We start from the raw sequence: 21,740 nt of genomic DNA, 5'->3' as shown, positions 1-21,740 counted from the left end.
CGCGGGTGGCAATCGGGCGCACTCGTGGTATGACGCGCCTCGCTCAATGCGCCTGCGCGGTCTGGCCCGCGCGTCACCTGTTGGATAAGGTCTGATCCGGATGCTTTCGTCGATCCGTAAACTGCTCGATAACTGGCTGGTTCGCGCGTTTTTCATGGTGCTGATCGCCGTGTTCATCTTCTGGGGCGTCTCCAGCGTGGTGACCCAACAAGGCAGCGGTGATGCGGTGGCTTCGGTCGGCGGGCAGAAAATCGAGGCGGCCGCGATCAACACCACCTATCAGCAGCAGATCACCGCCTATGCCAAGGCGCATGACGGCGCCGAGCCAAGCCAGGGCGAGCGGCGTCTTTATGCCGGCGCGGCGCTGGGTCAGGCGATCGACCGCGCGACCATGGCGCTCGATGCGCGGCATCTCGGCGTTACCGCGCCACCCGAGGCGCTGCGCCAGCAGATTTTCGCGATGACCGTATTCGACGGGTCGGATGGCAAATTCGACAAGACCATTTTCAACCAGGTGCTCGCCCAACATAATCTGACGCCCGCAATCTTCATGGCGGATATCGCGCGCGGGCTGGACGCCAGCCAGATCGTGCAGGCGATCACGGCGGGGGCCAAGGCGCCCGCGCCGCTGGTGCAGCAGATTTTCGATTATGTTGGCCAGGAGCGTACCGTTCAATACGCGCAACTGCCCTTTGCGGCCGCCACCCCGCCGCCACCGCCCGCGACCGCCGTGTTGCGGCGCTATTGGCGCAACCATCCTGGCAGGTTTTCAACGCCGGCGCTGCGCAAGATCCAGGTGGTCATCCTCTCGCCCGCGCTGCTCGCCCCCGACCAGACCGTGACGCAGGCTGAAATCGCCGATGAATACGAGGCCGAGAAATCCAGGTTCGCCCGCACCGCAAGCCGCACCGTCGAAATCATCACCGCCGAGGATGCCGCCAGCGCCGCCAAACTCGCCGATCAATGGACCAAGGGGGCCGATTGGGCGGCGATGAAGCGAGCCGCCGCCGCCGCGACCGCGACCGCCGTTACGTTCAAGAACGCCGTGCCCGATCAGTTTCCCTCGGGTCGTCTGGCCAAGGCGGTGTTCGCCGCCACGCAAGGTCAGGTTGCGCCACCCGTGACCGGCGCCTTGGGGACCTATGTGTTCAAGGTCACCCAGGCGACTCCGGGTGGCGTGACGCCGCTTGATCAGGTCGAGCCGCAGGTGAAGGCGGCGGCGCAGCTGCGCAAGGCGCGGCATATCGTTGCGGCGAGCGTGACCAAATTGCAGGATGCGCTCGCCGGCAACACGGCGCTTGATCATCTGCCCGGAGATTTACATCTGGTCGCCGTCGAGGGAACGCTCGATGCCCAGGGCTTGACCGCCGCCGGAACGCCGGCCCCGATTCCGGGGCCGAAAGCCCTGCGTGCGGCGATCATCAAAACCGCGTTCGATACCGCCCCGGCCACTCAGCCCCGCGCGATCACCGGGCCGGATGACAGCTACTATGCGTTGACCGTGCAGAAACTGATCCCGCCCGCTCTGAAACCATACCACACGATCAAGGCCGACGTGCTGGCGGATTGGACCGGCAGCCAGGTCAAACGCCAGGAGGAGATCGCCGCCGCTGGCCTGCTCGCCGCGGTGAAATCAGGCACGAGTTTTGCTCAGGCCGCCAGCGCCGCCGGCCAGCCGATCACGACCTCGCCGCCGATGACCCGCGCCAAGCCGGCGCCGGGACTGCCGGCCAAACTGCTGCCGATCATTTTCACGCTCAAGCCCGGTGAGCCGACCATGGTGGAGACCAATTCGGAATTCGTCGTTGGCGTTGTGACCCGCATCGCCGAGCCGAAGCCCGGCAGCGACCCGGCGATCAGATCCCGGATCCAGACCGCGCTCGACCAGGCGATGCAGACCGACATCCTGCAGACCTATGCGACCGCGCTGCGCAGCCGCTACCATGTCACGATCAACGCAGCGAAGCTGCACCAGATCAGCGATTAAGGAGACGCAATGCACGCCGTGCCCGATCAGACGACCAGTTTCCGCGCCGCCTATGAAGCTGGATCGGGCGCGCTGGTCTGGCGGGTTCTGGCGGCGGACCTGATCACGCCGGTCGCCGCCTTCCTGAAGCTGGCGCATGGCAGACCGTATTCGCTGCTGCTCGAAAGCGTCGAGGGTGGCGCCGCGCGCGGCCGGTATTCGGTGATCGGGTTTGCCCCGGACCTGATCTGGCGCTGCACCGCCGGTGCCGTCGCGGTCAACCGCGACGCGGCGCGCGACCCGGCGGCGTTCGTGGCCGATGAGCGTGACGCGTTTACCAGTTTGCGGGCGTTGATCGGTGAAACCCGGCTTGAGTTGCCCGAACATCTGCCGCCGATGACCGGCGGACTCGTCGGGTATCTCGGCTATGACATGGTCCGGCTGATGGAACGTCTGCCGGCGGACAATCCCGATGTGCTCGGCATCCCCGACGCCGTGCTGATGCGGCCCGGGCTGTTCGCGATCTTTGATTCGGTGAACGACGAAATCACGTTGGCCGCGCCGGCCTGGCGGCGCGAGGGGGTTTCAGCGGCGGATGCCTACCGCGCGGCGACGGCGCGGATCGAGGCGGCGGAAGCCGCGCTGGAAACGCCCACCCCGTATCTGACCGGATCGCTGGCCGTGGCGGGTGAGCCGCGCTCGAACATGAGCGAGGCCGAGTTCAAGGATATGGTCCGACGCGGCAAGGAGTATATCGTGGCGGGCGATGTGTTCCAGGTCGTCGCGAGCCAGCGCTTCGCGCAGACCTTCTCGGCCCCGCCGTTCGCGTTCTACCGGAGTCTGCGGCGGATCAACCCGGCCCCGTTCCTGTTTTTCCTCGATTTCGGCGATTATCAGGCCGTCGGGTCAAGCCCTGAAATCCTCGTCCGGTTGCGCGACGGCACCGTCACCATCCGCCCGCTCGCCGGCACCCGCAGGCGGGGGGCGAACCGGGCCGAGGACGAGGCGCTGGAGAGCGAATTGCTCGAGGATCCGAAGGAACGCGCCGAACATCTGATGCTGCTCGACCTCGCGCGCAATGATGTCGGGCGGGTCGCCAAGATCGGCTCGGTCAAGGTGACCGAAAGCTTCGCGATCGAGCGTTTCTCGCATGTGATGCATATTTCATCGACGGTGGACGGCACGATCAGGGATGATGCCGACGCGTTGGACGCATTGATCGCCGGCTTCCCCGCCGGCACACTCTCGGGCGCGCCAAAAGTGCGGGCGATGGAGATCATCGAGGAGTTCGAACCCTCGCGGCGCGGCCTGTACGGCGGTTGCATCGGCTATTTCGCGGCAAACGGCACGATGGACACCTGCATCGCCCTGCGGACCGCGCTGATCAAGGATCAAACTCTTTATGTGCAATCCGGGGTCGGCATCGTTGCCGATTCCGACCCGGATGCGGAATATGCGGAGAGTTTGCAGAAGGCGAGGGCGCTGTTCCGGGCGGCCGAGGATGCGGTGAATTACGTCAGCGCCAATCGGAGCGCGCCATGATTCTGATCATCGATAATTACGACAGTTTCACCTTCAATCTGGTGCATTTTTTTGGCGATCTGGGCGCGGATTGCGTGGTGCGGCGCAATGACCGGATCACGCCCGATGAGGTGCTGGCGATGCAGCCGGAGGCCATCGTGCTGTCACCCGGCCCGTGCACGCCGAACGAAGCAGGCATCTGCCTCGATCTGATCCATGCGGCGGCGGGAAAAGTGCCGATCCTCGGGGTTTGTCTGGGTCATCAGGCGATCGGCCAGGCGTTCGGCGGCGTGGTCAAGCGCGCGCCGCAGCCGATGCATGGGAAAATGGCCGCGATCCGGCATCAGGGCAGTGACATCTTTGCCGGCGTCCCCGACCCGTTCGAAGCGACGCGCTACCATTCCCTGATCGTCGAGCGGGAGAGCCTGCCGGAGGTTCTGGTCGCCACCGCGTTCACCGAGGATGGCCTGATCATGGGGTTGCGGCACCGTGATCTGCCGATTTTCGGCGTGCAATTCCATCCCGAAAGCATCGCGACGGCGCATGGTCATGCGCTGCTCCGGAATTTCCTGGCCCTGGCCCGCGGACGCAACCAGGGTTCGGCGGAAATCCTGGCGGATCTGAAGCCGGTGCTGGATCGGCTCGCGAGGGGTGACAAGCTCAGCGAGGAGCTGGCGGAAGCGGCGTTTGGCGCGATCATCGATGGCAAGTCGAATGATTCGCAGATCGCCGGCATGCTGATGGCAATGCGGGTGCGGGGCGAGACCGTGGCGGAGCTGACCGGTGCGGTGCGCGCGATGCGCGAGCGGATGCGGGCGATCGTGGCCCCTCAAGGCGCAATCGATGTGTGCGGCACCGGCGGCGACGGGGTGGGTACGCTGAACATCTCGACCGCGGTGACGTTCGTGCTGGCGGGGCTGGGCGTGCCGGTCGCAAAGCATGGCAACCGGGCGCTGTCCTCGCGGTCGGGCGCTGCCGATGTACTGACCGCGCTGGGCGTTACCGTCGAGCCGCCGTTCGAGCGTCTGTCGGGGATATTAAACGAGGCGGGGTGCGTGTTTCTCTATGCGCCGCGCCACCACGCCGGGCTGCGCCATGCCGCGGCGGCGCGCATCGCGCTGGGGACGCGGACGATCTTCAATCTTTTGGGCCCCTTGGCCAATCCGGCCTCGGTACGGCGGCAACTGGTCGGCGTGTTCGATTTCGCCTGGGCGTGGCCGATGGCGGAGACGCTGGCGCAGCTCGGCACCGAGCGGGCGATGGTGGTGCATGGCCAGGGGCTCGATGAGCTGACCCTTGTGGGGGAAAGCCGGATCGTTTCACTCGATCGGGGGGTGATTTCGGAGACGACGATCAGCCCCGAGGAGGCCGGCTTGGCCCGCGCGCCGCTCGCGGCGATCATCGGTGGTGACGCGGCGCATAATGCGGCGAAGCTGCGGGCGCTGCTCGACGGCGAGGTGGGGCCGTATCGCGATGCCGTGCTGCTCAATGCCGCCGCAGGATTGATCATCGCGGGTCGCGCCGATGATTTTCGCACCGGTGTCACGATGGCCGCCGGCGCGATCGATAGCGGCGCCGCGCGCGCCGCCCTGGAGCGCCTGCGCCGCGCGAGCGCGCCAACCCCGGAACTGGCACGATGAACGATTCCACCACCGATATTCTCAAAAAAATCTGTGACGATACCCGCGCCGAGGTCGCGCGACGCAAAGCCGTGACCGATCTCGACACCATGCGCGGCCGGGCCAAGGACGCCGCACGGCCGCGCGGCTTTGCCCGTGCCCTGATGGATGCCGCCGCCGCCGGCCGCACCGGGCTGATCGCCGAGATCAAGAAAGCCTCGCCGAGTGCGGGCCTGATCCGCCCTGATTTCGATCCGGCCGCGATCGCCACGGCCTATCAGGAGGGGGGCGCGGTCTGCCTGTCGGTATTGACCGACGGTAAATATTTTCAGGGCGACATCGCGCATTTCACGGCGGTTCGCGGCGCGGTCGATCTGCCGATGCTGCGCAAGGATTTCATTCTCGATGCGTGGCAGATCTATGAGAGTCGTGCGATCGGGGCGGATTGCATCCTTCTGATCATGGCGGCGATCACCGATGACGAGGCGCGCGGCTTCGAGGAACTGGCGATGGCGCTCGACATGAACGTGCTGGCCGAGGTCCATGACGAGGCTGAGCTGGACCGCGCGCTCGGCCTGCGGGCGCGCCTGGTTGGCATCAACAATCGCAATCTGAAAACCATGACAACGGATATCGGCCTGTCCGAGCGCATGGCGGCGGATATTCCGCCGGAGCGGTTCGTCGTGGCGGAAAGCGGGATCCGGAGTTTCGCCGATATCGAGCGGCTCAAGGCCGCCGGGGTGCAGGGGGTTCTGGTCGGCGAGAGCCTGATGCGCCAGGGCGACATTACCAAAGCGACCCGCGCGCTGCTCGGAATCGGCGCATGAGCCTCACCCATATCGATGCGACGGGTGCTGCCCGCATGGTCGATGTCTCGGACAAGCAAGCCACCGTGCGCGACGCGACCGCCGCCTGCCACGTCACGATGCGCGCCGAAACCCTGGCGCTGGTGACGGCGGGCACGGCCAGGAAGGGCGATGTTCTGGCGACCGCGCGCATCGCCGGCATCATGGCGGCGAAGCGCACGTCCGACCTCATCCCCCTGTGTCACCCGCTCGCGATCGCGGCCGTCAGCGTCGATCTGACGCCGGATGACGAGCTGCCCGGCATTCGCATCACCGCCACAATCCGCACCACCGGGCCGACCGGCGTCGAGATGGAGGCGCTGACCGCCGCCTCGGTCGCCGCCCTCACCATCTATGACATGCTGAAAGCCGCCGACCGGGGGATGCGGATCGAGGCCCTCCGTGTGACCGCCAAATCGGGCGGCAAATCTGGCGATTTCACACAAGGCTGATTCATGCTGAGCGTCACCGAAGCCCGCGACCGGATTCTGGCGTTACTCGCCCCCACCGGCAGTGAAATCGTCACCCTCGCCGAAGCCGCCGGCCGGGTACTCGCCGCCCCGGTGGTGGCGCGGCTGACGCAGCCGCCGCTCGACGTCTCGGCGATGGACGGATTTGCGCTGCGCGCGGCGGATGCGACGGTCGGCGCCCGGCTGCGCATCATCGGCGCGGCGCCGGCGGGGCATCCGTTCGCCGGATCGGTCGGGGCAGGTGAGGCCGTGCGCCTGTTCACCGGCAGCGTCGTGCCCTCAGGGGCGGATTGCATCGTGATCCAGGAGGATACGACATTTGACGACGATGTCGTTATCCTCAACGCGGCCGGTCATCCGGGCAAACACGTCCGCGGTGCCGGGCTGGATTTCACCATCGGCGATGTCCTGCTCGAACCGGGCCGCCGCCTGACGGCGCGCGACATCGGCCTCGCCGCCGCCGCCAACCACCCCTGGCTCACGGTTCACCGTAAGCCGATCATCGCCGTGCTCGCCACTGGCGATGAAATCGCGATGCCCGGCGACCCGATCCCGCCCGGTGGCATCGTCAGCTCCAATTCCCACGCCCTCGCCGGCTTCATTCGTGCGGTCGGTGGTGTGCCGATCATCCTGCCGATCGCGCTCGACGATCGCGCCGCCATCGCCACCGCCGCCCAGGCGGCCGCGCGCGCCGACCTGCTGATCACCACGGGCGGCGCCAGCGTCGGGACCCATGACCTCGTGCAGGCGGGGCTCGCGGACCTCGGCCTCGACCTTGATTTCTGGAAAATCGCGATGCGTCCGGGCAAGCCGCTGATGTTCGGCCGCCTCGGCGCCCTGCCCGTGCTCGGCCTGCCGGGCAATCCGGTTTCCGCCATGGTTTGCGCGTTGCTCTTCGGCAAACCCGCGATCGAACGCCTCTGCGGCCTGCCCGGCGACCCACCGCCGAGCGAGCCGGCGCGTTGCACCATTCCGCTCGCGGCCAACGACCAGCGCGCCGATCACCTGCGCGCCACCCTCACCCGCGATGCCGACGGGTCATGGCTGGTCACCCCGTTCGGCCCGCAGGACAGCTCATTGCTCCGCCGCCTCGCTTTGGCCGACGCCGTGGTGCTGCGCGCGCCCTACGCCAGGGCCGAACCGGCCGGCACCGTGGTTGACATCATTCGCCTCGCCGCGTGCGGGCTATAACGAGGGTGAAGCGTCCGGCACGCGATGTCATCGCGCTCTATCCGGGCAGATGCTTCGCGATATAGGGGGGCAGCCAGAAGGCGGCGACGTGGATCTGGGGCGACCAGTAGCCGGTGGTGCCCAGGATGCCGGCGTCACGGGCGCGGGCTTCGATGGTTTCGACCGGCAGCGCCGTCAGCGCCGGGTCCTTGCCGGCCCAGCCCAGCGTCATGTAACCCCCGACATAGGTCGGCACGGCCGCGACATAGGCGGTGACGTGGGGAAAGAAATTGCGCCGCCGCGCCGAGGTTTCCCGCAATTCATCGGCCTGCATGAAGGGGACGCCGCACTGGTTCACGATCAGGCCGCGGTCGGTCAGGATGCGGGCGCAGTTGCGGTAGAAATCATCCGTGAACAGCACTTCGCCGACGCCGATCGGGTCGGTGGAATCGACGATGATGATATCGAAGCTGCGGTCCGGCGCGCGTTTGACATAGTCGATCCCGTCGCCGACGATCACCTCCGCGCGCGGATCGGTCCAGGCATCGCCGCCGATGTCGGGCAGGAATTCCTTGGACAGACGGATCACCTCCCCATCGATTTCCACCATCACGGCCCGGGTGACGCGCTTGTGCATCAGCACGCGCCTGAGCACGCCGCCATCGCCGGCGCCGATGATCAGGACCGATTTCGCCTCGCCATGGGCGAGCAGCGGCACGTGCGCGAGCATTTCCTGATAGACGAATTCATCGCCCTCGGTGATCTGCACGACGCCATCGAGCAGCATGACCCGGCCATGGAATTCACTGTCGAAAATCGCGATATCCTGGAATTCGCTGGTCACCCGCGCCAGTTCCCGCACCACGCTGAAGCGCTGTCCCCAGTAAGGATACAGCGTCTCGTTCACCCACATATCGGTCATCCAGATATCTCCCATACGAAAACACCGCCCTACCATGGGCAGGGCGGTGCGTCGGTTTCAGCCTGATGAAATCAGCTGGTCAAGCCGCGGCGCTGTTCGCTCACCTGCACGTCGCCCGGCGTGAACGCCGCGCGCAGGAACGGAATGGCCTTGTACGGGTCGCATTCGCCGCACATGAAAATGTCGATCGCGGCAAAGCCGCGTTCCGGCCAGGTGTGGATCGAGATATGGCTTTCCGCCAGCACGACGACACCCGACACGCCGGCATTCGGCGTGAAATGATGGAAATGACTGTGCAGAATCGTTGCCCCGGCCGCCACGGCGCCATCACGCAGAGTCACATCGATCAAGGCGGGATCGTCGAGATTTTCGGCACCCCATAAATCGATGAGCAGATGTGTCCCAGCGAATTTCACGCCGTCACGTTCCACGAAATAATCCTTCGGCACGGCGACCTGATCGACCGTGTCGTGCGCAAACGTCTGGTTTTCGCTCGGAAAATCCGAGACCATCCCCAGTCGGGCAAGTGCGTTCATTGCGAACCCCCAAACCAGTGACAGCCTGTAGAACGCAGCACCGCGCCGCGCCCCCCGGGGCCAAAGAGAGCGCGATATGCGCATAAATCCCTGACGACGCAAGGGCTTTGAGGGGTTGATTGTGTGAAATTTGTCCCCCCTGACGCGCAGGGGCAATGCGGTGGGGTTATAGGCGGTCGAGTTGCACCTCGGCGGTGGCTTTTCGCTCGCTGTAGCGATCGACCAGATAATCCGCCCGGTCGCGCAGCAGCCAGGTGAAGCGGAGCAATTCCTCCATCACATCGACCACGCGGTCGTAATAGGGTGACGGCAGCATCCGTCCCGCCGCGTCGAATTGCTCATAGGCTTTGGCGACGCTCGACTGATTCGGGATCACCACCATCCGCATCCAGCGGCCAAGCAGCCGCAGCGTGTTGACCGCATTGAAACTCTGTGAGCCGCCGGATACCTGCATGACCGCCAGAACCCGTCCCTGGGTTGGCCGTACCGCGCCGATTTCAAGCGGAATCCAGTCGATCTGGTTCTTGATCACCCCGGTGATCGCGCCATGCAGTTCAGGGCTGCACCAGACCTGCGCTTCCGACCACAACGAAAGCTCGCGCAGCTCCCGGACTTTCGGATGATCGGGCGGAACGCTGTTGGTGAGCGGCAGATCGCGCGGATCGAACATCCGGACCTCGGCCCCCATCATGGTGAGCAAGCGGGCGGCCTCCTCGCTCAGCAGGCGTGAATAGGAGCGTTCCCGCAACGAGCCATACAGCAGCAGAACCCTTGGCCGGTGGGTGGCGCGCGCGGTCGGTTCCAGCCGGGCGGCATCGGGGGGCAACAGCAGATCGCGCCGCAGTGCCGGCATCTCATCCATGACCGGCGCCTCCCACGATCGGCAGCCACAGGGCCAGCGCCGCCAGGGCGGCGAGCAGCACCGGCGGCGTGATCACCAGCCCGATCCGCATGTACTGGCCCCAGGTGATGGTGGTCCCCTTGCGTGCCAGCACATGGAGCCAGAGCAGCGTGGCGAGGCTGCCGATCGGGGTGAATTTCGGGCCGAGGTCGCAGCCGATGACATTGGCATAGACCATCGCGTCATGGATCTGCGGCGTCACGTTCGGCAAATGATTGATCGCCAGGGCCCCGATCAGGACGCTCGGCATGTTGTTCATGACCGATGACAGCACAGCGGCCAGGATTCCGGTGCCGAGCGAGGCCGCCCATAGGCCGTGACGGGCGAACACTCGCAGCGCATCGCCGACATCATCGGTCAGCCCGGCGTTGCGCAGCCCATAGACCACCAGATACATCCCCAGGCTGAACACCACCACCTGCCAGGGCGCGCCGCGCAACACGTGGCGCACATCGATCACCGGCGCGCCGCGGCCGATCACCCGCCCGGCCAGGGCCAGCAGCACCACGGCACCGATGATGGTCACGAACGAGACCGGCACGCCGAACGGGGCGGTGATGAAATAGGCGGCCAGCAGCACCAGCAGCACCGGCCAGGCCGCGCGGAACACCTGCGCGTCGTGGATCGCCGAGGCCGGGGTGTCGAGTGCGTCGACATCGTAGCGCCGGTTGGCGGTCCGGCCGAACATCACGCCGAGTACCGCAAGCGTCGCGATCAGCGACACGAGATCGATCGGCACCATCACCGCGGCATAGCGATTGAACCCGATCTGGAAGTAATTCGCGCTCACGATGTTGACCAGGTTGGAAATCACCAGCGGCAGGCTGGTGGTGTCGGCGACGAAGCCGGTCGCGATGATGAAAGCAAGCGCGGCCGCCGGCGGAAACTCCAACCCGGCCAGGACCGCCATCATGATCGGGGTCAGCAGCAGCGCCGCGCCGTCGTTGGCGAATACCGCCGCGATCGCGGCCCCCAGCAGCACGATCAGCGGCAGCAGCAACCGCCCCCGCCCGCGTCCCCAGCGCGCGACATGAAGCGCCGCCCAGCGGAAGAATCCCGCCTCATCCAGCACCAGCGAAATCACGATCAGCGCGACGAAGGTGAATGTCGCGTTCCAGACGATATGCCAGACGGTCGGGATATTGCGCCAATGGATCACCCCCAGCGCCAGATCGACCACGGCCCCCGCCATCGCGCTCCAGCCGATGCCGAGTCCGCGCGGCTGCCAGATCACGAGGACGAGGGTGGCGATAAAAATCGTTAGGGCAAGCATTCGTGATTCCCAGGGCAGGGCGACGGCGCGGTACTGTTGCGGTCGCGAAGGTCGGACGCAAGGCACTCCCGTCGGCTAGAGCGATATGCGATTAAGTTGACGCGGCAGCGGCAACATAATTGCATGAAATCGCTCGAAAAAACATAGAGCTAGAGCGTTAAGCTGAAAGCATAACGCTCTAGGACAGGAGATCCTTGACGGTTTCGGAGGGGCGGCAAAGTTTGACCGCATCGGCCGTGATCACGATGGGACGGTTGATCAGGATCGGGTGCGCCATCATTGCGTCGAGCAGGGCATCCTCGGTCAGGTCGGGGTCATCGAGGCCGAGTTCAGCGTAGGGCGTGCCGGCCTGGCGCAGCACCGCCCGCACACCGGTACCCATCCGCGCGATCAGATCGACCAGTTCGGCCCGGCTCGGCGGCGTTTTCAAATATTCGATCACGACCGGCTCGATTCCGGCCGCCCTGATCAGACCCAGCACATTGCGCGATGTGCCGCAGTTCGGATTGTGATAGATCGTGACGCTCATGCGGCGGTTCCCTCGCTCGAATGTGGCCCGATCCGGCCGATCTCACGCACCTGCCGCGCGAGCGAGGCGCGTTCGAGCTTGGCGACCGGCAAGGCGGTGAACAGCTTGATCCGCGTCTCCAGCATCCGCAGCGCGCGCTGGAACGCTGCCGCGCGCTCCATGTCGCTGCCGGTCACCGCAGCCGGATCGGGCACGCCCCAATGCGCCGTGATCGGTTGGCCCGGCCAGATCGGGCAGATTTCGCCCGCGGCATCGTCGCAGACGGTGAACACGAAATCCATCACCGGCGCGCCGGGGACGGCGAATTCGTCCCATGATTTCGAGCGCAGCCCCGAAACTGGCAATCCGGCCTCCTCGAGGGTACGAAGCGTGAGGGGATGCACCTCGCCCTTCGGGTGGCTGCCGGCGGAATAGGCATGGAATGCCGCGCCGCCCCAGACGGTGAGAAGCGATTCGGCCATGATGCTGCGCGCTGAATTGCCGGTGCAGAGAAACAGCACATTGAGCGGTTGACCGGTCACGCGGATACCTCCCGATGGGGCGAAACGTTCGAAGCCGCCACCGATGGCGCCGGATCGCAGACCAACCCGCCCTGGCCGCAGCAATTCTGCACCAGAAACCCGACAAGATCATTCATCGCGGTGAAATCGGCGGCATAGATCACATGCCGGCTGGCGCGCCGCTGCGTCACGATGCCGGCGCGCAGCAACGCCTGGATATGAAATGTCAACGACGACGGCACCAACCCGATCCGCTCGGCAATATCGCCAGCCGCCATGCCCGCCGGTCCCGCCTGGACCAGGAGACGATACGCGGCCAATCGATGCTCATGCGCGAGGGCAGACAGTGCCGTGACCATCCAGTGAGGATCGACCGTGGCGTGAGGGGACGACGTGGCGTGAGGGGATGACCGATCGGCTTCCATATTTCGATAGTCGTCGAAATCTGGTGCCGTGTCAAACGCGGATGTCGCCGGTCGGCGGACCCGGGGCGCGAGGCACGAACGATCGCCGCATTGATCACGATGAAGCGATCGCCCGTGTCGGGTCGGATTATTTTACCTGCGAGACCAGCTTGACGGTCGAACTCTGGGCGCCGTCGTAGGTCAGGGCGGTGCTGCCGGCCGGATAGCCGTTTTTCGAGAGGATGAAGGCCATGATGTCGGTATAGTCGGACTTGCTCAGGCTGCCCGGATTACCGGCCGGCATCTGCTGGGATAATTCATCGAAAATCGCGGCGACGGTGTAGTTGTTGGCGGCGCTGGCGAAGCTCTGGCCGATCAGCGCCGGCCCGCTGATGCCTTGCAGGGCCGCGCCGTGGCACATCGAGCAATTGGTGGCGAACAACGTCTGTCCGCTGGCGGCCTGGCTGGCGGTGTAGAGCGCGGGCGGCGTCGTGGCCTGGGCCGCGGTGCTGGCAAGGCCGAGAGCGGCGGCGACGAGCAGGGATCGGAATGGGTAGCGGGTCATGGGATGGTCCTTTGGGGTCAGCGCCGCTCAGGGCAGGTTGTAGGGAGCGATCAGCCGTTGCAGGCGGCCGGATGTCGTCAGCTGGCGGATCGCCCGATCGAATTGCACCGCGACGCGGTGGGATGCCGGGGTGGGCCGGTACAGCGCCACCATCGACCATTTGGCGTGCGGCTGGGTCAGCAGTCGCTGGCTGATCGCGGCGGGATGCGCCGCCAGATGCTGGTTGAGCCAGGGTTGCCAGATCAGCGCCGCATCGATTTCATGCGACTGCAACGCCGCCAGTTCCGCAGCGGGGCTGGAATACTGGTGTTCGGCCAGCACGGTGCCGTGGCCGCTGCCGAAATAGGTGGTCGGCACCGTCAGATAGGTGACGCCGACCGTCGATTTCGGCGGGAGTGTCGCGAAATTGCCGGGCGCGCTGCCCAGGGCAGCGATGACGAAGCCGGTGGCGGCGTAGGGCTGCGTGGCTTTGACGCCCTCCGGCAGGGTCGGGTAGCCGGTTTCGACCGGAAATCCCATCACCAGATCACAACGTGACGCGAGGCGCGCGAAGAATTTCGGTTTCTGGGCGTTCAACGCATCTGAACCGTCACGCGTGTCGATCGTGATGAAGCGCGGGGTGACGTGATCGATGGACCCGACAGCAAGGGCGACCGCGCGATCGATGTGATAGAACGGGTTGGCCTGATCAAGGCAGACGCTGGGGCCGGTGGCGGCACACGCCATCACCGGCGAGAGCAGCGCGGCCGCCAGAGCCACCGCGCCGCAACCGAGGCCCGGCTGCTTGCGCAGCCGGACGTTGGCGCGATCAACCATTGATCGCAAAGACATGCAACTGACCACCGCGCGGCGCCTTGGCCATGCTGGCGCCGAGCTTGCCCGACCAGAGCGGCCAGACGCCCCCCCAACCCGACCAGACCGCGACATATTGCTTGCCATCGATTTCATACGAGATCGGGTCGGCAATGATCGCCGAGCCGAGGTCCGGGCTGATCCACATGATCTTGCCGGTCTTGGCATCGAAGGCATAGAGCTTGCCGTTGGTGCCACCGCTGAACACGAGTCCGCCACCGGTTGCCAGCGCCCCGTCATCCCAGGGTTCCTTGCTCTTGAACTGCCACACCTGCTTGCCGGTCGAAAGGTCGATCGCCTGGATCGAGCCCAGTTCGTTCGGCGATGCGGGGTCGGGTTTCATCGTGAAGGTTTCGCCGAGATACGGCAGACCCGCGGCGTAGCTGGTCGGCACGCCTTTCATGGTCATGCAGGCGTGCAGCGTCGGCACATAGGCCATGTTGGTCTTGGGATCGACCGCGCCGGGCCACCAGTTTTTGCCGCCCAGAAAGCTCGGGCAGGTGAAGATCTGCTTATCGAGTGCCGGCTCGACCTTGGGATTGTCGATCGCGTGGCCGGTCTTGCTGATGCCGGAGATCGAGAGGTCATGGACGAACGGCTTGGCGTAGATCAGCTTGCCGTTGAGCCGGTTGATCGCATAAAAATAGCCGTTGCGATTGGCTTCGACGATCGCCTTGTAGCTCTTGCCGTCATGCTTGAGATCCACGAGCTGCGGCGTGTTGACGCCATCGTAATCCCAGGTGTCGTTGCGGGTATATTGATAGTGCCATTTGATCGCGCCGGTGTTCGGGTCCATCGCGAGGAGCGAGTCCGAATACAGATTATGGCCGGGGCGCATCGTCGCGAGCCATGGGCCCGGATTGCCGACGCCCCAGAAAAGATCATGGGTCGCGGGATCGTAGGTGCCGGTCATCCACGGGCTGCCGCCGCCGTGCTTGTAGGCGCCGGCCGGCCAGCTCTTGCCACCCGGTTCGCTGGGCGAGGGGATGGTGTAGGTTTTCCAGAGAGTCTTGCCGGTCTTGGCATCGAGCCCGACGATAAATCCGCGCGCGCCATACTCGCCACCGCCGGAACCGATGATCACCTTGCCATCGATCACCATCGGGGCTTCCGAGATCGAGTAGCCGATCCCGGGTTTCTCGAGGGCGACGTTCCAGAGCACCTTGCCGGTCTTGGCGTCGAATGCCAGCACGTGATTGTCGAGCGTGCCCATGAACACCATGTCGTCATAGACCGCGACACCGCGGTTATTGACATCGCAGCAGATCGTCTTCAGCGCGGCCGTGGGCAGCTTGTAATCATACTTCCACAGCAGCTTGCCGGTCTTGGCGTTGAACGCCATCAGATGATCCATCGGCGTGGTTGCGAACATATAATCGCCGTTCACGATCGGCGAGCCTTCGAACCCATCGGGGATGTTGATTTTCGGCGAAGACCAGACTTCCTTTAGCTTGGGTGCGTTGCTCGGCGTGATCTGGGTGAACGGGGCGTAATCGTCGCCGGCATAGCTACGGTTGAACATCAGCCAGCCCGGCGAGGACGCGGCATCGTTCAGCATTGCCTGCGTGACTTTTGGATACGGCATCTGCGCCGCGGCGATCGCTGGCAGCGCCAGCGCCGCAAGCGCGCCGCCGAACAGGCATGTCTTGAGTTTGGCTACTCTGGACGTCATCTTGGTCTCCCTCATTATTGATCTTGATCGATCAAGTGTTAAGCGAATGGGTAGTCATTGGTCGCGCTTCGTCAAGCACCGGGCGGCGCGTCGAGCGCTTTGGCCTCGGCGTCGGTGAACACGCGCGAGCGGGTCAGGAAGCGCTGGCCGGTGCCGTTGTCGAGCGAGAACATCCCGCCCATGCCGGCAACGACATCGATGATCACCTGCGTATGCCGCCAATAGGCGAATTGCGACGATGTCATGTAGAACGCGACGCCGCCGATCGAGCCGAGGCACACATCATCGGGTCCGGTCATGAAATCATCCTGCGGGTAACACATCGGTGATGAGCCATCGCAGCAGCCGCCGGATTGGTGGAACAGGATCGGGCCATGCCGCGCCTTGAGTTGCTCGATCAGGGCGAGCGCCGCCGGTGTGGCGACCACCCGCTCGACCGGGGCTGGCGGCGCGGCAGGGTCCATCTCAGAAGAACCCGAGCTTGTTCGGGCTGTAGCTGACCAGCATGTTCTTGGTCTGCTGGTAGTGATCGAGCATCATTTTATGATTCTCGCGCCCGATGCCGGATTGCTTGTAGCCGCCGAACGCCGAATGCGCCGGATACAAATGATAGCAATTGGTCCAGACCCGGCCGGCCTTGATGCCGCGCCCGAACTGATAGGCGCGGTTGCCGTTGCGGGTCCACACGCCGGAGCCGAGGCCGTAGAGCGTGTCGTTGGCGATTTCGAGCGCCTCGGCCTCGTCCTTGAACGTGGTGACCGAAACCACCGGGCCAAAGATTTCCTCCTGGAACACGCGCATCTTGTTGTTGCCGCGGAAAATGGTGGGCTCGATGTAGAAACCCTCGGACAATTCGCCGCCATGCGCGCCGCGCGCACCGCCGGTGAGCACTTCAGCGCCTTCCTGACGGCCGATATCGAAATAGGACAGAATTTTATCGACCTGCTCGGTCGAGGCCTGCGCGCCGATCATGGTCGAGGGGTCGAGCGGGTTGCCCTGCTTGATCGCCTTCACCCGCGCGAGCGCGCGCTCCATGAAGCGGTCATAGATGCTTTCCTGGATCAGCGCGCGCGAGGGGCAGGTGCAGACCTCGCCCTGGTTGAGGGCGAACATCGCGAAGCCTTCCAGCGCCTTGTCGAAGAAGGCGTCATCGGCGTCGCACACGTCGGCGAAGAAGATGTTGGGTGATTTGCCGCCGAGTTCCAGCGTCACCGGAATGAGGTTGTGGCTGGCGTATTGCATGATCAGGCGGCCGGTGGTGGTCTCGCCGGTGAAGGCGATTTTCGCGATCCGCTTGGACGAGGCGAGCGGCTTGCCGGCTTCGAGGCCGAAGCCGTTGACCACGTTGAGCACGCCGGGCGGCAGGATGTCGGCGATCAGCTCGGTCAACACCAGAATGCTCACCGGGGTCTGCTCGGCCGGCTTGAGCACGACGCAATTGCCGGCGGCGAGAGCCGGGGCGAGTTTCCACACCGCCATCAGGATCGGGAAGTTCCAGGGGATGATCTGGCCGACCACGCCGAGCGGTTCATGGAAGTGATAGGCGACGGTGGTATCATCGATCTGCGAGAGCGATCCTTCCTGCGCGCGGATGCAGCCGGCGAAATAGCGGAAATGATCGATCGCCAGCGGGATATCGGCTGCGGTGGTCTCACGGATCGGCTTGCCGTTATCGATGGTCTCGACATAGGCGAGCAGCGCGAGATTCTGCTCCATCACATCGGCGATGCGGTTGAGCATGTTGGCGCGCTCGGTGGTCGAGGTGTGGCCCCAGGCATCGGCGGCGGCGTGTGCTGCGTCGAGCGCGGCATTGATGTCGGCCTCATCGGAGCGGGCGACCTCGGTGAACACCTGGCCGGTGACCGGGGTGACGTTATCGAAATAGCGGCCACCCAGCGGCGGGGTGAACTTCCCGCCGATGAAATTCTCGTAGCGGGGTTTGAACGCGAAACCGCCGGGCGCGGTGCCGGGCGTGGGGCGCAATGAGCCGTCGGGCATGGTCGGTCCTCCTGATGAGCGAAGCCACCCCGATGGCGGCTTGTACGCTGTTTCGTTAATCCCCTCCCAGCAAATCCCGTGCCAACGCGGCGAACCGGCGGTCACGCTCGCATGGGGGGCCGATCGCGGGTGGCATTGGCGAATCAGGACGTCCCGTTCCGGCACATTGTCCTGTAACGGGACAGAAATCGGCCGATCAGCGCATGAACCCGGTTGTCAGGTCGCGCGGTGACGCCTAACGTTCGTCAAAATCAATCAGCAACGACTACGGGTGGAACGAAAGCACAGCTCAATCATGCGGCGACATCCCGATCGCGACATCACCGATCCTGGTTCCGTGCCGGTCTCCCTGGCGCTGGCGCGGCGACATCTCATCGAGCGCGGGAGTGTCACCGGCCTCAGTCCGCTGCTCGCGCGGTCCTGGTCGCGCTGCGTCACCGCCGGCCTGTCGCCGGAACCGGCGCGGCGCGAGGCGCGGCATCTCGGCGGGCATGAATTGCGCCAGGCGATCGAGTGTCAATCCGATCTCACCACCCGCGCCCGCCCGATCATCGAGTATCTGCATGGTCAGATCCGTGATTCCGGCTGTATCATCCTGCTCTCCGATCGCAACGGCCTCCTGCTCGACGCGGTGGGCGATGCCGGGTTCAGCGATCGTGCCGCCCGCGTCGCGCTGCAACCAGGGGCGTCCTGGTCCGAGGCCGACCGTGGCACCAACGCCGTCGGCACCGCCCTGATCGAGGCGGCACCCGTGGTGATCAACGGTCCGGAGCATTTCCTGATCCATCACGGCTTCCTCGCCTGCGCCGCCGCCCCGCTCGCCGGCCCCGATGGCACGCTGCTCGGCGTGCTCGACATCTCCTGCGATCATCGCGTCTATCACCCGCACACGTTCGGCCTGGTGCGCGCCGCCGCGCAGATGATCGAGACCCGGATGTTCGAGATCACCCACGCGCGCGACGTCAAACTGCGCCTGCACACCTCGCCCCAGGCGATCGGCACCGCGATCGAGGGCGTCGTGGCGATCGCTTCCGATGGCCGGATCATCGGCGCCAACCGCATCGCCACCGATCTGCTCGATCTCCAGGCGAGCGACATCGGCCATCGCGACATGGGTGAAATCATCGCGTATCGCCTCGCCGATCATCGCGCCCGCGGCGCGCACCAGACCGGCGATCTGATCGAGACCCGCCGCCGTGACGGCTGCGCGGTCTATATCCGGCTCGACCATCCCGCCCCACCACCGCGCCCGGCCGCGCCGCGTCCCACCGCGCTGTGGCCCGGCGATGCGCTGGCGGCGCTCGATACCGGCGATGCCCAGATCAGCCGCGCCATCGGCCAAATCCGCCGCGTCCTGGCCAAACCGATCCCGATTCTGCTGCGTGGCGAAACCGGTGTCGGCAAGGATGTCATGGCCCGCGCGATCCACGCCGCCGGACCGCGCCGCGCCGCGCCCTTCGTCGCGGTCAATTGCGCCGCCCTGCCGGAGGCGCTGATCGAGGCCGAGTTGTTCGGTTATGCTCCCGGTGCCTTCACCGGTGCGAAACGCGAAGGTTCATGCGGCCGGATTCGCGAAGCCCAGGGCGGTACCCTGTTCCTCGATGAAATCGGCGACATGCCGGCCAGCCTGCAAAGCCGCCTGTTGCGGGTTCTGGAAGACCGCACGGTCTCGCCGATCGGTGGCCGGCCGGTCACCGTCGATTTCGCGCTGATCAGCGCGACCAATGCCGATCTTGCCGCCGGCGTCGCGCGCGGCAGCTTCCGATCCGATCTTTATTACCGGTTGAACGGCCTCTGCATCACCTTGCCGCCACTGCGCGCGCGCAGCGATCTGACCGCGCTGATCGGTCGGATTCTCGCGCATGGCAACGGCAATGCCGCGCCGCGCACGATCGAACCCAGCCTGCTCGCCGCCCTGCAATCCTACGCCTGGCCCGGCAATATCCGCCAACTCGCCAGTTTGCTCCGCATCGCCGCCGCCCTGTGCGATGCGGAGGACACCGCGCTCGACTGGCATCATTTGCCCGACGATGCCGCCGCTGAGCTGCGCGCCCCGCTTGCCCCGCTCGCCCCCGACGAGGCGGCGCGCGGCGTCGAGACCGCCGCCTCGCTCCGCGCCCATTCCGATCAGATCATTCTGCGCGCCATCGAGGCCACCGCCGGCAACATGAGCGCCGCCGCCCGGCGCCTGCGCATCAGCCGCAACACGCTGTATCGCCGCGTCGCCGCGATTCAGCCGGAGGCACCGGTGTTCGCTACCGGGCATGGCGGCCACCGCGGTTCCGAGCAGGTCGTTTGATATCGAACTAAATTTCGCCTATATCGGTGATCTCGAACCATCAGCAGGAGATAGATCGTGGCAAAGATTCTTGTTCTTTATTACAGCACCTGGGGTCATGTCGAAACCATGGCCAATGCCGTCGCCGAAGGCGCCACCGCCGCCGGCGCGACGGTGACGGTCAAGCGCGTGCCGGAGACCATGCCGCCCGATGTCGCCGCGTCGATCCATGCCAAGACCGAGCAAGCCGCGCCGATCGCAACCCCTGGCGAACTCGCCGATTACGATGCGATCATTTTCGGCACCCCCACGCGGTTCGGCAACATGTGCGGCCAGATGCGCAATTTTCTCGATCAGACCGGCGGGCTCTGGGCCAAGGGGGCGCTGATCGGTAAAATCGGCTCGGTGTTCGTGAGCACCGGCACCCAGCATGGTGGCCAGGAAACCACCATCACCTCGTTCCACACCACGCTGTTCCATCACGGCATGGTCGTGGTCGGGGTGCCCTATTCCAACCCCGAACTGACCAACATGACTGAAATCACCGGCGGCACCCCCTATGGCGCCACCACGATGTCGAACAGCGACGGCTCGCGCATGCCGAGCGCCAATGAACTCGCCATCGCGCGCGCGCAGGGAAGGCATGTTGCCGCCATCGCGGCGAAACTCGCGGGCTGACGCCGAACTGTCATATGACAAGCGTCCCTGGTCGGGGTATGGCAGCCGCCGAACCGACCAAGGACGCCTCATGAGCCTCTCCCGCCGCCGCTTTCTCGAATCGGGTGCCGAACTCGGCGCCGTTTCGCTGCTCGCCACCGTCCCGGCGCGCGCCGCCGAACCCGGCCTCCGTTTTTTCGTGATCGGTGACTGGGGGCGCGACGGCATGCACCACCAGCGCGCGGTCGGCCGGGCGATGGCCGCCGCCGCCGTTGCGTCCAACCCGGCGTTCATCGTTTCGGCCGGCGATAATTTCTATGAATCCGGCGTCACCAGTATTCATGATCCGCAGTTCAAGACCAGTTTCGAGGATGTTTACGCCGAGGCCGCGCTGCACCGGCCCTGGCATGTCATCCTTGGCAATCACGATTATCGCGGCAATGTCGAGGCACAGATCGACTACACGAGGCTGTCGCACCGCTGGCAATTGCCGGCGCGCTATTACACCCGCACCATCGCGGCCCCCGGTGGCGGGGCCGAGATTTTCTACCTCGATACCTCGCCCTTCATCCGCAAATACGCCGGCACCATCACCAACACCGCCGGCCAGAATCCGCACGCCCAGCGCGCCTGGCTCGATGCCGCCTTGACCGCCTCGACCGCCCGCTGGAAAATCGTGATCGGCCATCACCCGCTCTACACCGCCCTCGGTGGCCACGGGCATGACCAGCCGGACATGATCGCCGCGTTCGAGCCGATCCTGCGTCGCCATCATGTCCCGCTCTACATCAACGGCCATGACCACTCGATGCAATATGTCGAAATGACCGGCACCGCTTACCTCACCACCGGCGCGGGCTCGCACACCTACCAGCCCGGCCCGCCGAGCCGCGCGGGCTATTGCTCGGGCGATCACGGCTTCCTCGCCGTCAGCCTCACCGCACAGGACATTCAGCTCGATTTCGTGGATATCCGGGGGCGCAACGTCTTCGCCAAACGGCTGACGGCTTAGCCGAAGCGCTGCCGGCTAGAGCGTTATGCTTTCAGCTTAACGCTCTAGCT

At 65.3% G+C, this 21,740-nt stretch carries 20 protein-coding genes and 1 pseudogene; 9 read left to right on the top strand and 12 right to left on the bottom strand.

Annotated features, from left to right (window positions below):
* Positions 1-100: 100 nt before the first annotated feature.
* From ACP5E6_RS05215 to ACP5E6_RS05190, 6 genes are read left to right on the top strand one after another with little or no spacing between them, the layout of a single operon-like run.
* Positions 101-1,987, top strand: coding sequence for a SurA N-terminal domain-containing protein (locus tag ACP5E6_RS05215; RefSeq protein ID WP_427952514.1), 1,887 nt, complete (start codon positions 101-103; stop codon positions 1,985-1,987).
* A gap of 9 nt (positions 1,988-1,996) precedes the next feature.
* The gene (trpE, locus tag ACP5E6_RS05210) at positions 1,997-3,508 is read left to right on the top strand and encodes an anthranilate synthase component I (RefSeq protein WP_427952512.1); all 1,512 of its coding nucleotides are present in this window, start codon (positions 1,997-1,999) and stop codon (positions 3,506-3,508) included.
* Positions 3,505-5,127: a bifunctional anthranilate synthase component II/anthranilate phosphoribosyltransferase gene (locus tag ACP5E6_RS05205; RefSeq protein ID WP_427952510.1), complete on the top strand. Its 1,623-nt coding sequence runs from the start codon at positions 3,505-3,507 to the stop codon at positions 5,125-5,127. Before trpE ends, ACP5E6_RS05205 begins: the two co-directional genes overlap by 4 nt.
* Positions 5,124-5,933, top strand: coding sequence for an indole-3-glycerol phosphate synthase TrpC (gene trpC / locus ACP5E6_RS05200; protein ID WP_427952508.1), 810 nt, complete (start codon positions 5,124-5,126; stop codon positions 5,931-5,933). Before ACP5E6_RS05205 ends, trpC begins: the two co-directional genes overlap by 4 nt.
* On the top strand, positions 5,930-6,403 hold the full coding sequence (moaC, locus tag ACP5E6_RS05195; RefSeq protein WP_427952506.1) for a cyclic pyranopterin monophosphate synthase MoaC: 474 nt from the start codon (positions 5,930-5,932) through the stop codon (positions 6,401-6,403). Before trpC ends, moaC begins: the two co-directional genes overlap by 4 nt.
* 3 nt (positions 6,404-6,406) lie before the next feature.
* Complete coding sequence (locus ACP5E6_RS05190) at positions 6,407-7,612, top strand: molybdopterin molybdotransferase MoeA (RefSeq protein ID WP_427952504.1); 1,206 nt, start codon at positions 6,407-6,409, stop codon at positions 7,610-7,612.
* 37 nt (positions 7,613-7,649) lie between these two features.
* On the opposite strand, the gene speE is transcribed toward ACP5E6_RS05190, so the two are convergent.
* The 12 genes and pseudogenes from speE to adh all read right to left on the bottom strand — a co-directional run bounded on the left by speE (position 7,650) and on the right by adh (position 17,743).
* The gene (gene speE, locus ACP5E6_RS05185) at positions 7,650-8,513 is read right to left on the bottom strand and encodes a polyamine aminopropyltransferase (RefSeq protein WP_427952502.1); all 864 of its coding nucleotides are present in this window, start codon (positions 8,511-8,513) and stop codon (positions 7,650-7,652) included.
* A 71-nt stretch (positions 8,514-8,584) separates the two neighbouring features.
* Positions 8,585-9,049 carry an adenosylmethionine decarboxylase gene (gene speD, locus ACP5E6_RS05180; protein ID WP_427952500.1) on the bottom strand — a complete coding sequence of 155 codons (465 nt, stop codon included), beginning with the start codon at positions 9,047-9,049 and terminating at the stop codon, positions 8,585-8,587.
* 166 nt (positions 9,050-9,215) lie between these two features.
* On the bottom strand, positions 9,216-9,911 hold the full coding sequence (arsH, locus tag ACP5E6_RS05175; RefSeq protein WP_427952498.1) for an arsenical resistance protein ArsH: 696 nt from the start codon (positions 9,909-9,911) through the stop codon (positions 9,216-9,218).
* Complete coding sequence (locus ACP5E6_RS05170) at positions 9,904-11,223, bottom strand: arsenic transporter (protein WP_427952496.1); 1,320 nt, start codon at positions 11,221-11,223, stop codon at positions 9,904-9,906. The genes arsH and ACP5E6_RS05170 overlap by 8 nt, the downstream gene beginning before the upstream one ends.
* Positions 11,224-11,407: 184 nt before the next feature.
* Positions 11,408-11,752: pseudogene (gene arsC, locus ACP5E6_RS05165) on the bottom strand (arsenate reductase (glutaredoxin)); the annotation flags it as partial.
* Positions 11,749-12,273 (bottom strand): arsenate reductase ArsC, encoded by a 525-nt coding sequence (locus ACP5E6_RS05160; RefSeq protein ID WP_427952494.1) that lies wholly within the window; start codon positions 12,271-12,273, stop codon positions 11,749-11,751. The gene ACP5E6_RS05160 and the pseudogene arsC, both read right to left, overlap by 4 nt.
* Positions 12,270-12,611: an ArsR/SmtB family transcription factor gene (locus ACP5E6_RS05155; protein ID WP_427952492.1), complete on the bottom strand. Its 342-nt coding sequence runs from the start codon at positions 12,609-12,611 to the stop codon at positions 12,270-12,272. The genes ACP5E6_RS05160 and ACP5E6_RS05155 overlap by 4 nt, the downstream gene beginning before the upstream one ends.
* Before the next feature lie 193 nt (positions 12,612-12,804).
* A complete protein-coding gene (locus ACP5E6_RS05150; protein WP_427952490.1) occupies positions 12,805-13,221 on the bottom strand; it encodes a c-type cytochrome in 417 nt (138 codons plus the stop codon).
* A gap of 27 nt (positions 13,222-13,248) precedes the next feature.
* Positions 13,249-14,052 (bottom strand): hypothetical protein, encoded by an 804-nt coding sequence (locus ACP5E6_RS05145; RefSeq protein ID WP_427952488.1) that lies wholly within the window; start codon positions 14,050-14,052, stop codon positions 13,249-13,251.
* A complete protein-coding gene (locus tag ACP5E6_RS05140) occupies positions 14,030-15,745 on the bottom strand; it encodes a methanol/ethanol family PQQ-dependent dehydrogenase (RefSeq protein ID WP_427952486.1) in 1,716 nt (571 codons plus the stop codon). Before ACP5E6_RS05140 ends, ACP5E6_RS05145 begins: the two co-directional genes overlap by 23 nt.
* A gap of 71 nt (positions 15,746-15,816) precedes the next feature.
* Entirely contained in the window at positions 15,817-16,209 is a 393-nt protein-coding gene (locus tag ACP5E6_RS05135; protein WP_427952484.1) for a DUF779 domain-containing protein, read from the bottom strand.
* A 1-nt stretch (position 16,210) separates the two neighbouring features.
* Positions 16,211-17,743 (bottom strand): aldehyde dehydrogenase, encoded by a 1,533-nt coding sequence (adh, locus tag ACP5E6_RS05130; RefSeq protein WP_427952482.1) that lies wholly within the window; start codon positions 17,741-17,743, stop codon positions 16,211-16,213.
* Positions 17,744-18,038: 295 nt separating this feature from the next.
* Between adh and ACP5E6_RS05125 the strand changes: the two genes are divergently transcribed.
* The 3 genes from ACP5E6_RS05125 to ACP5E6_RS05115 all read left to right on the top strand — a co-directional run bounded on the left by ACP5E6_RS05125 (position 18,039) and on the right by ACP5E6_RS05115 (position 21,690).
* The gene (locus tag ACP5E6_RS05125; RefSeq protein WP_427952480.1) at positions 18,039-20,042 is read left to right on the top strand and encodes a sigma-54-dependent Fis family transcriptional regulator; all 2,004 of its coding nucleotides are present in this window, start codon (positions 18,039-18,041) and stop codon (positions 20,040-20,042) included.
* Positions 20,043-20,099: 57 nt separating this feature from the next.
* Positions 20,100-20,699, top strand: coding sequence for an NAD(P)H:quinone oxidoreductase (gene wrbA, locus ACP5E6_RS05120; protein WP_427952478.1), 600 nt, complete (start codon positions 20,100-20,102; stop codon positions 20,697-20,699).
* A gap of 70 nt (positions 20,700-20,769) precedes the next feature.
* On the top strand, positions 20,770-21,690 hold the full coding sequence (locus tag ACP5E6_RS05115; protein WP_427952476.1) for a metallophosphoesterase: 921 nt from the start codon (positions 20,770-20,772) through the stop codon (positions 21,688-21,690).
* Positions 21,691-21,740: the final 50 nt, after the last annotated feature.

Source organism: Acidiphilium sp., assembly GCF_049977125.1.
Taxonomy (GTDB): Bacteria; Pseudomonadota; Alphaproteobacteria; order Acetobacterales; family Acetobacteraceae; genus Acidiphilium.
Note: the sequence above shows the minus strand (reverse complement) of the source record. Positions and strands in the feature narration are given on the sequence as shown.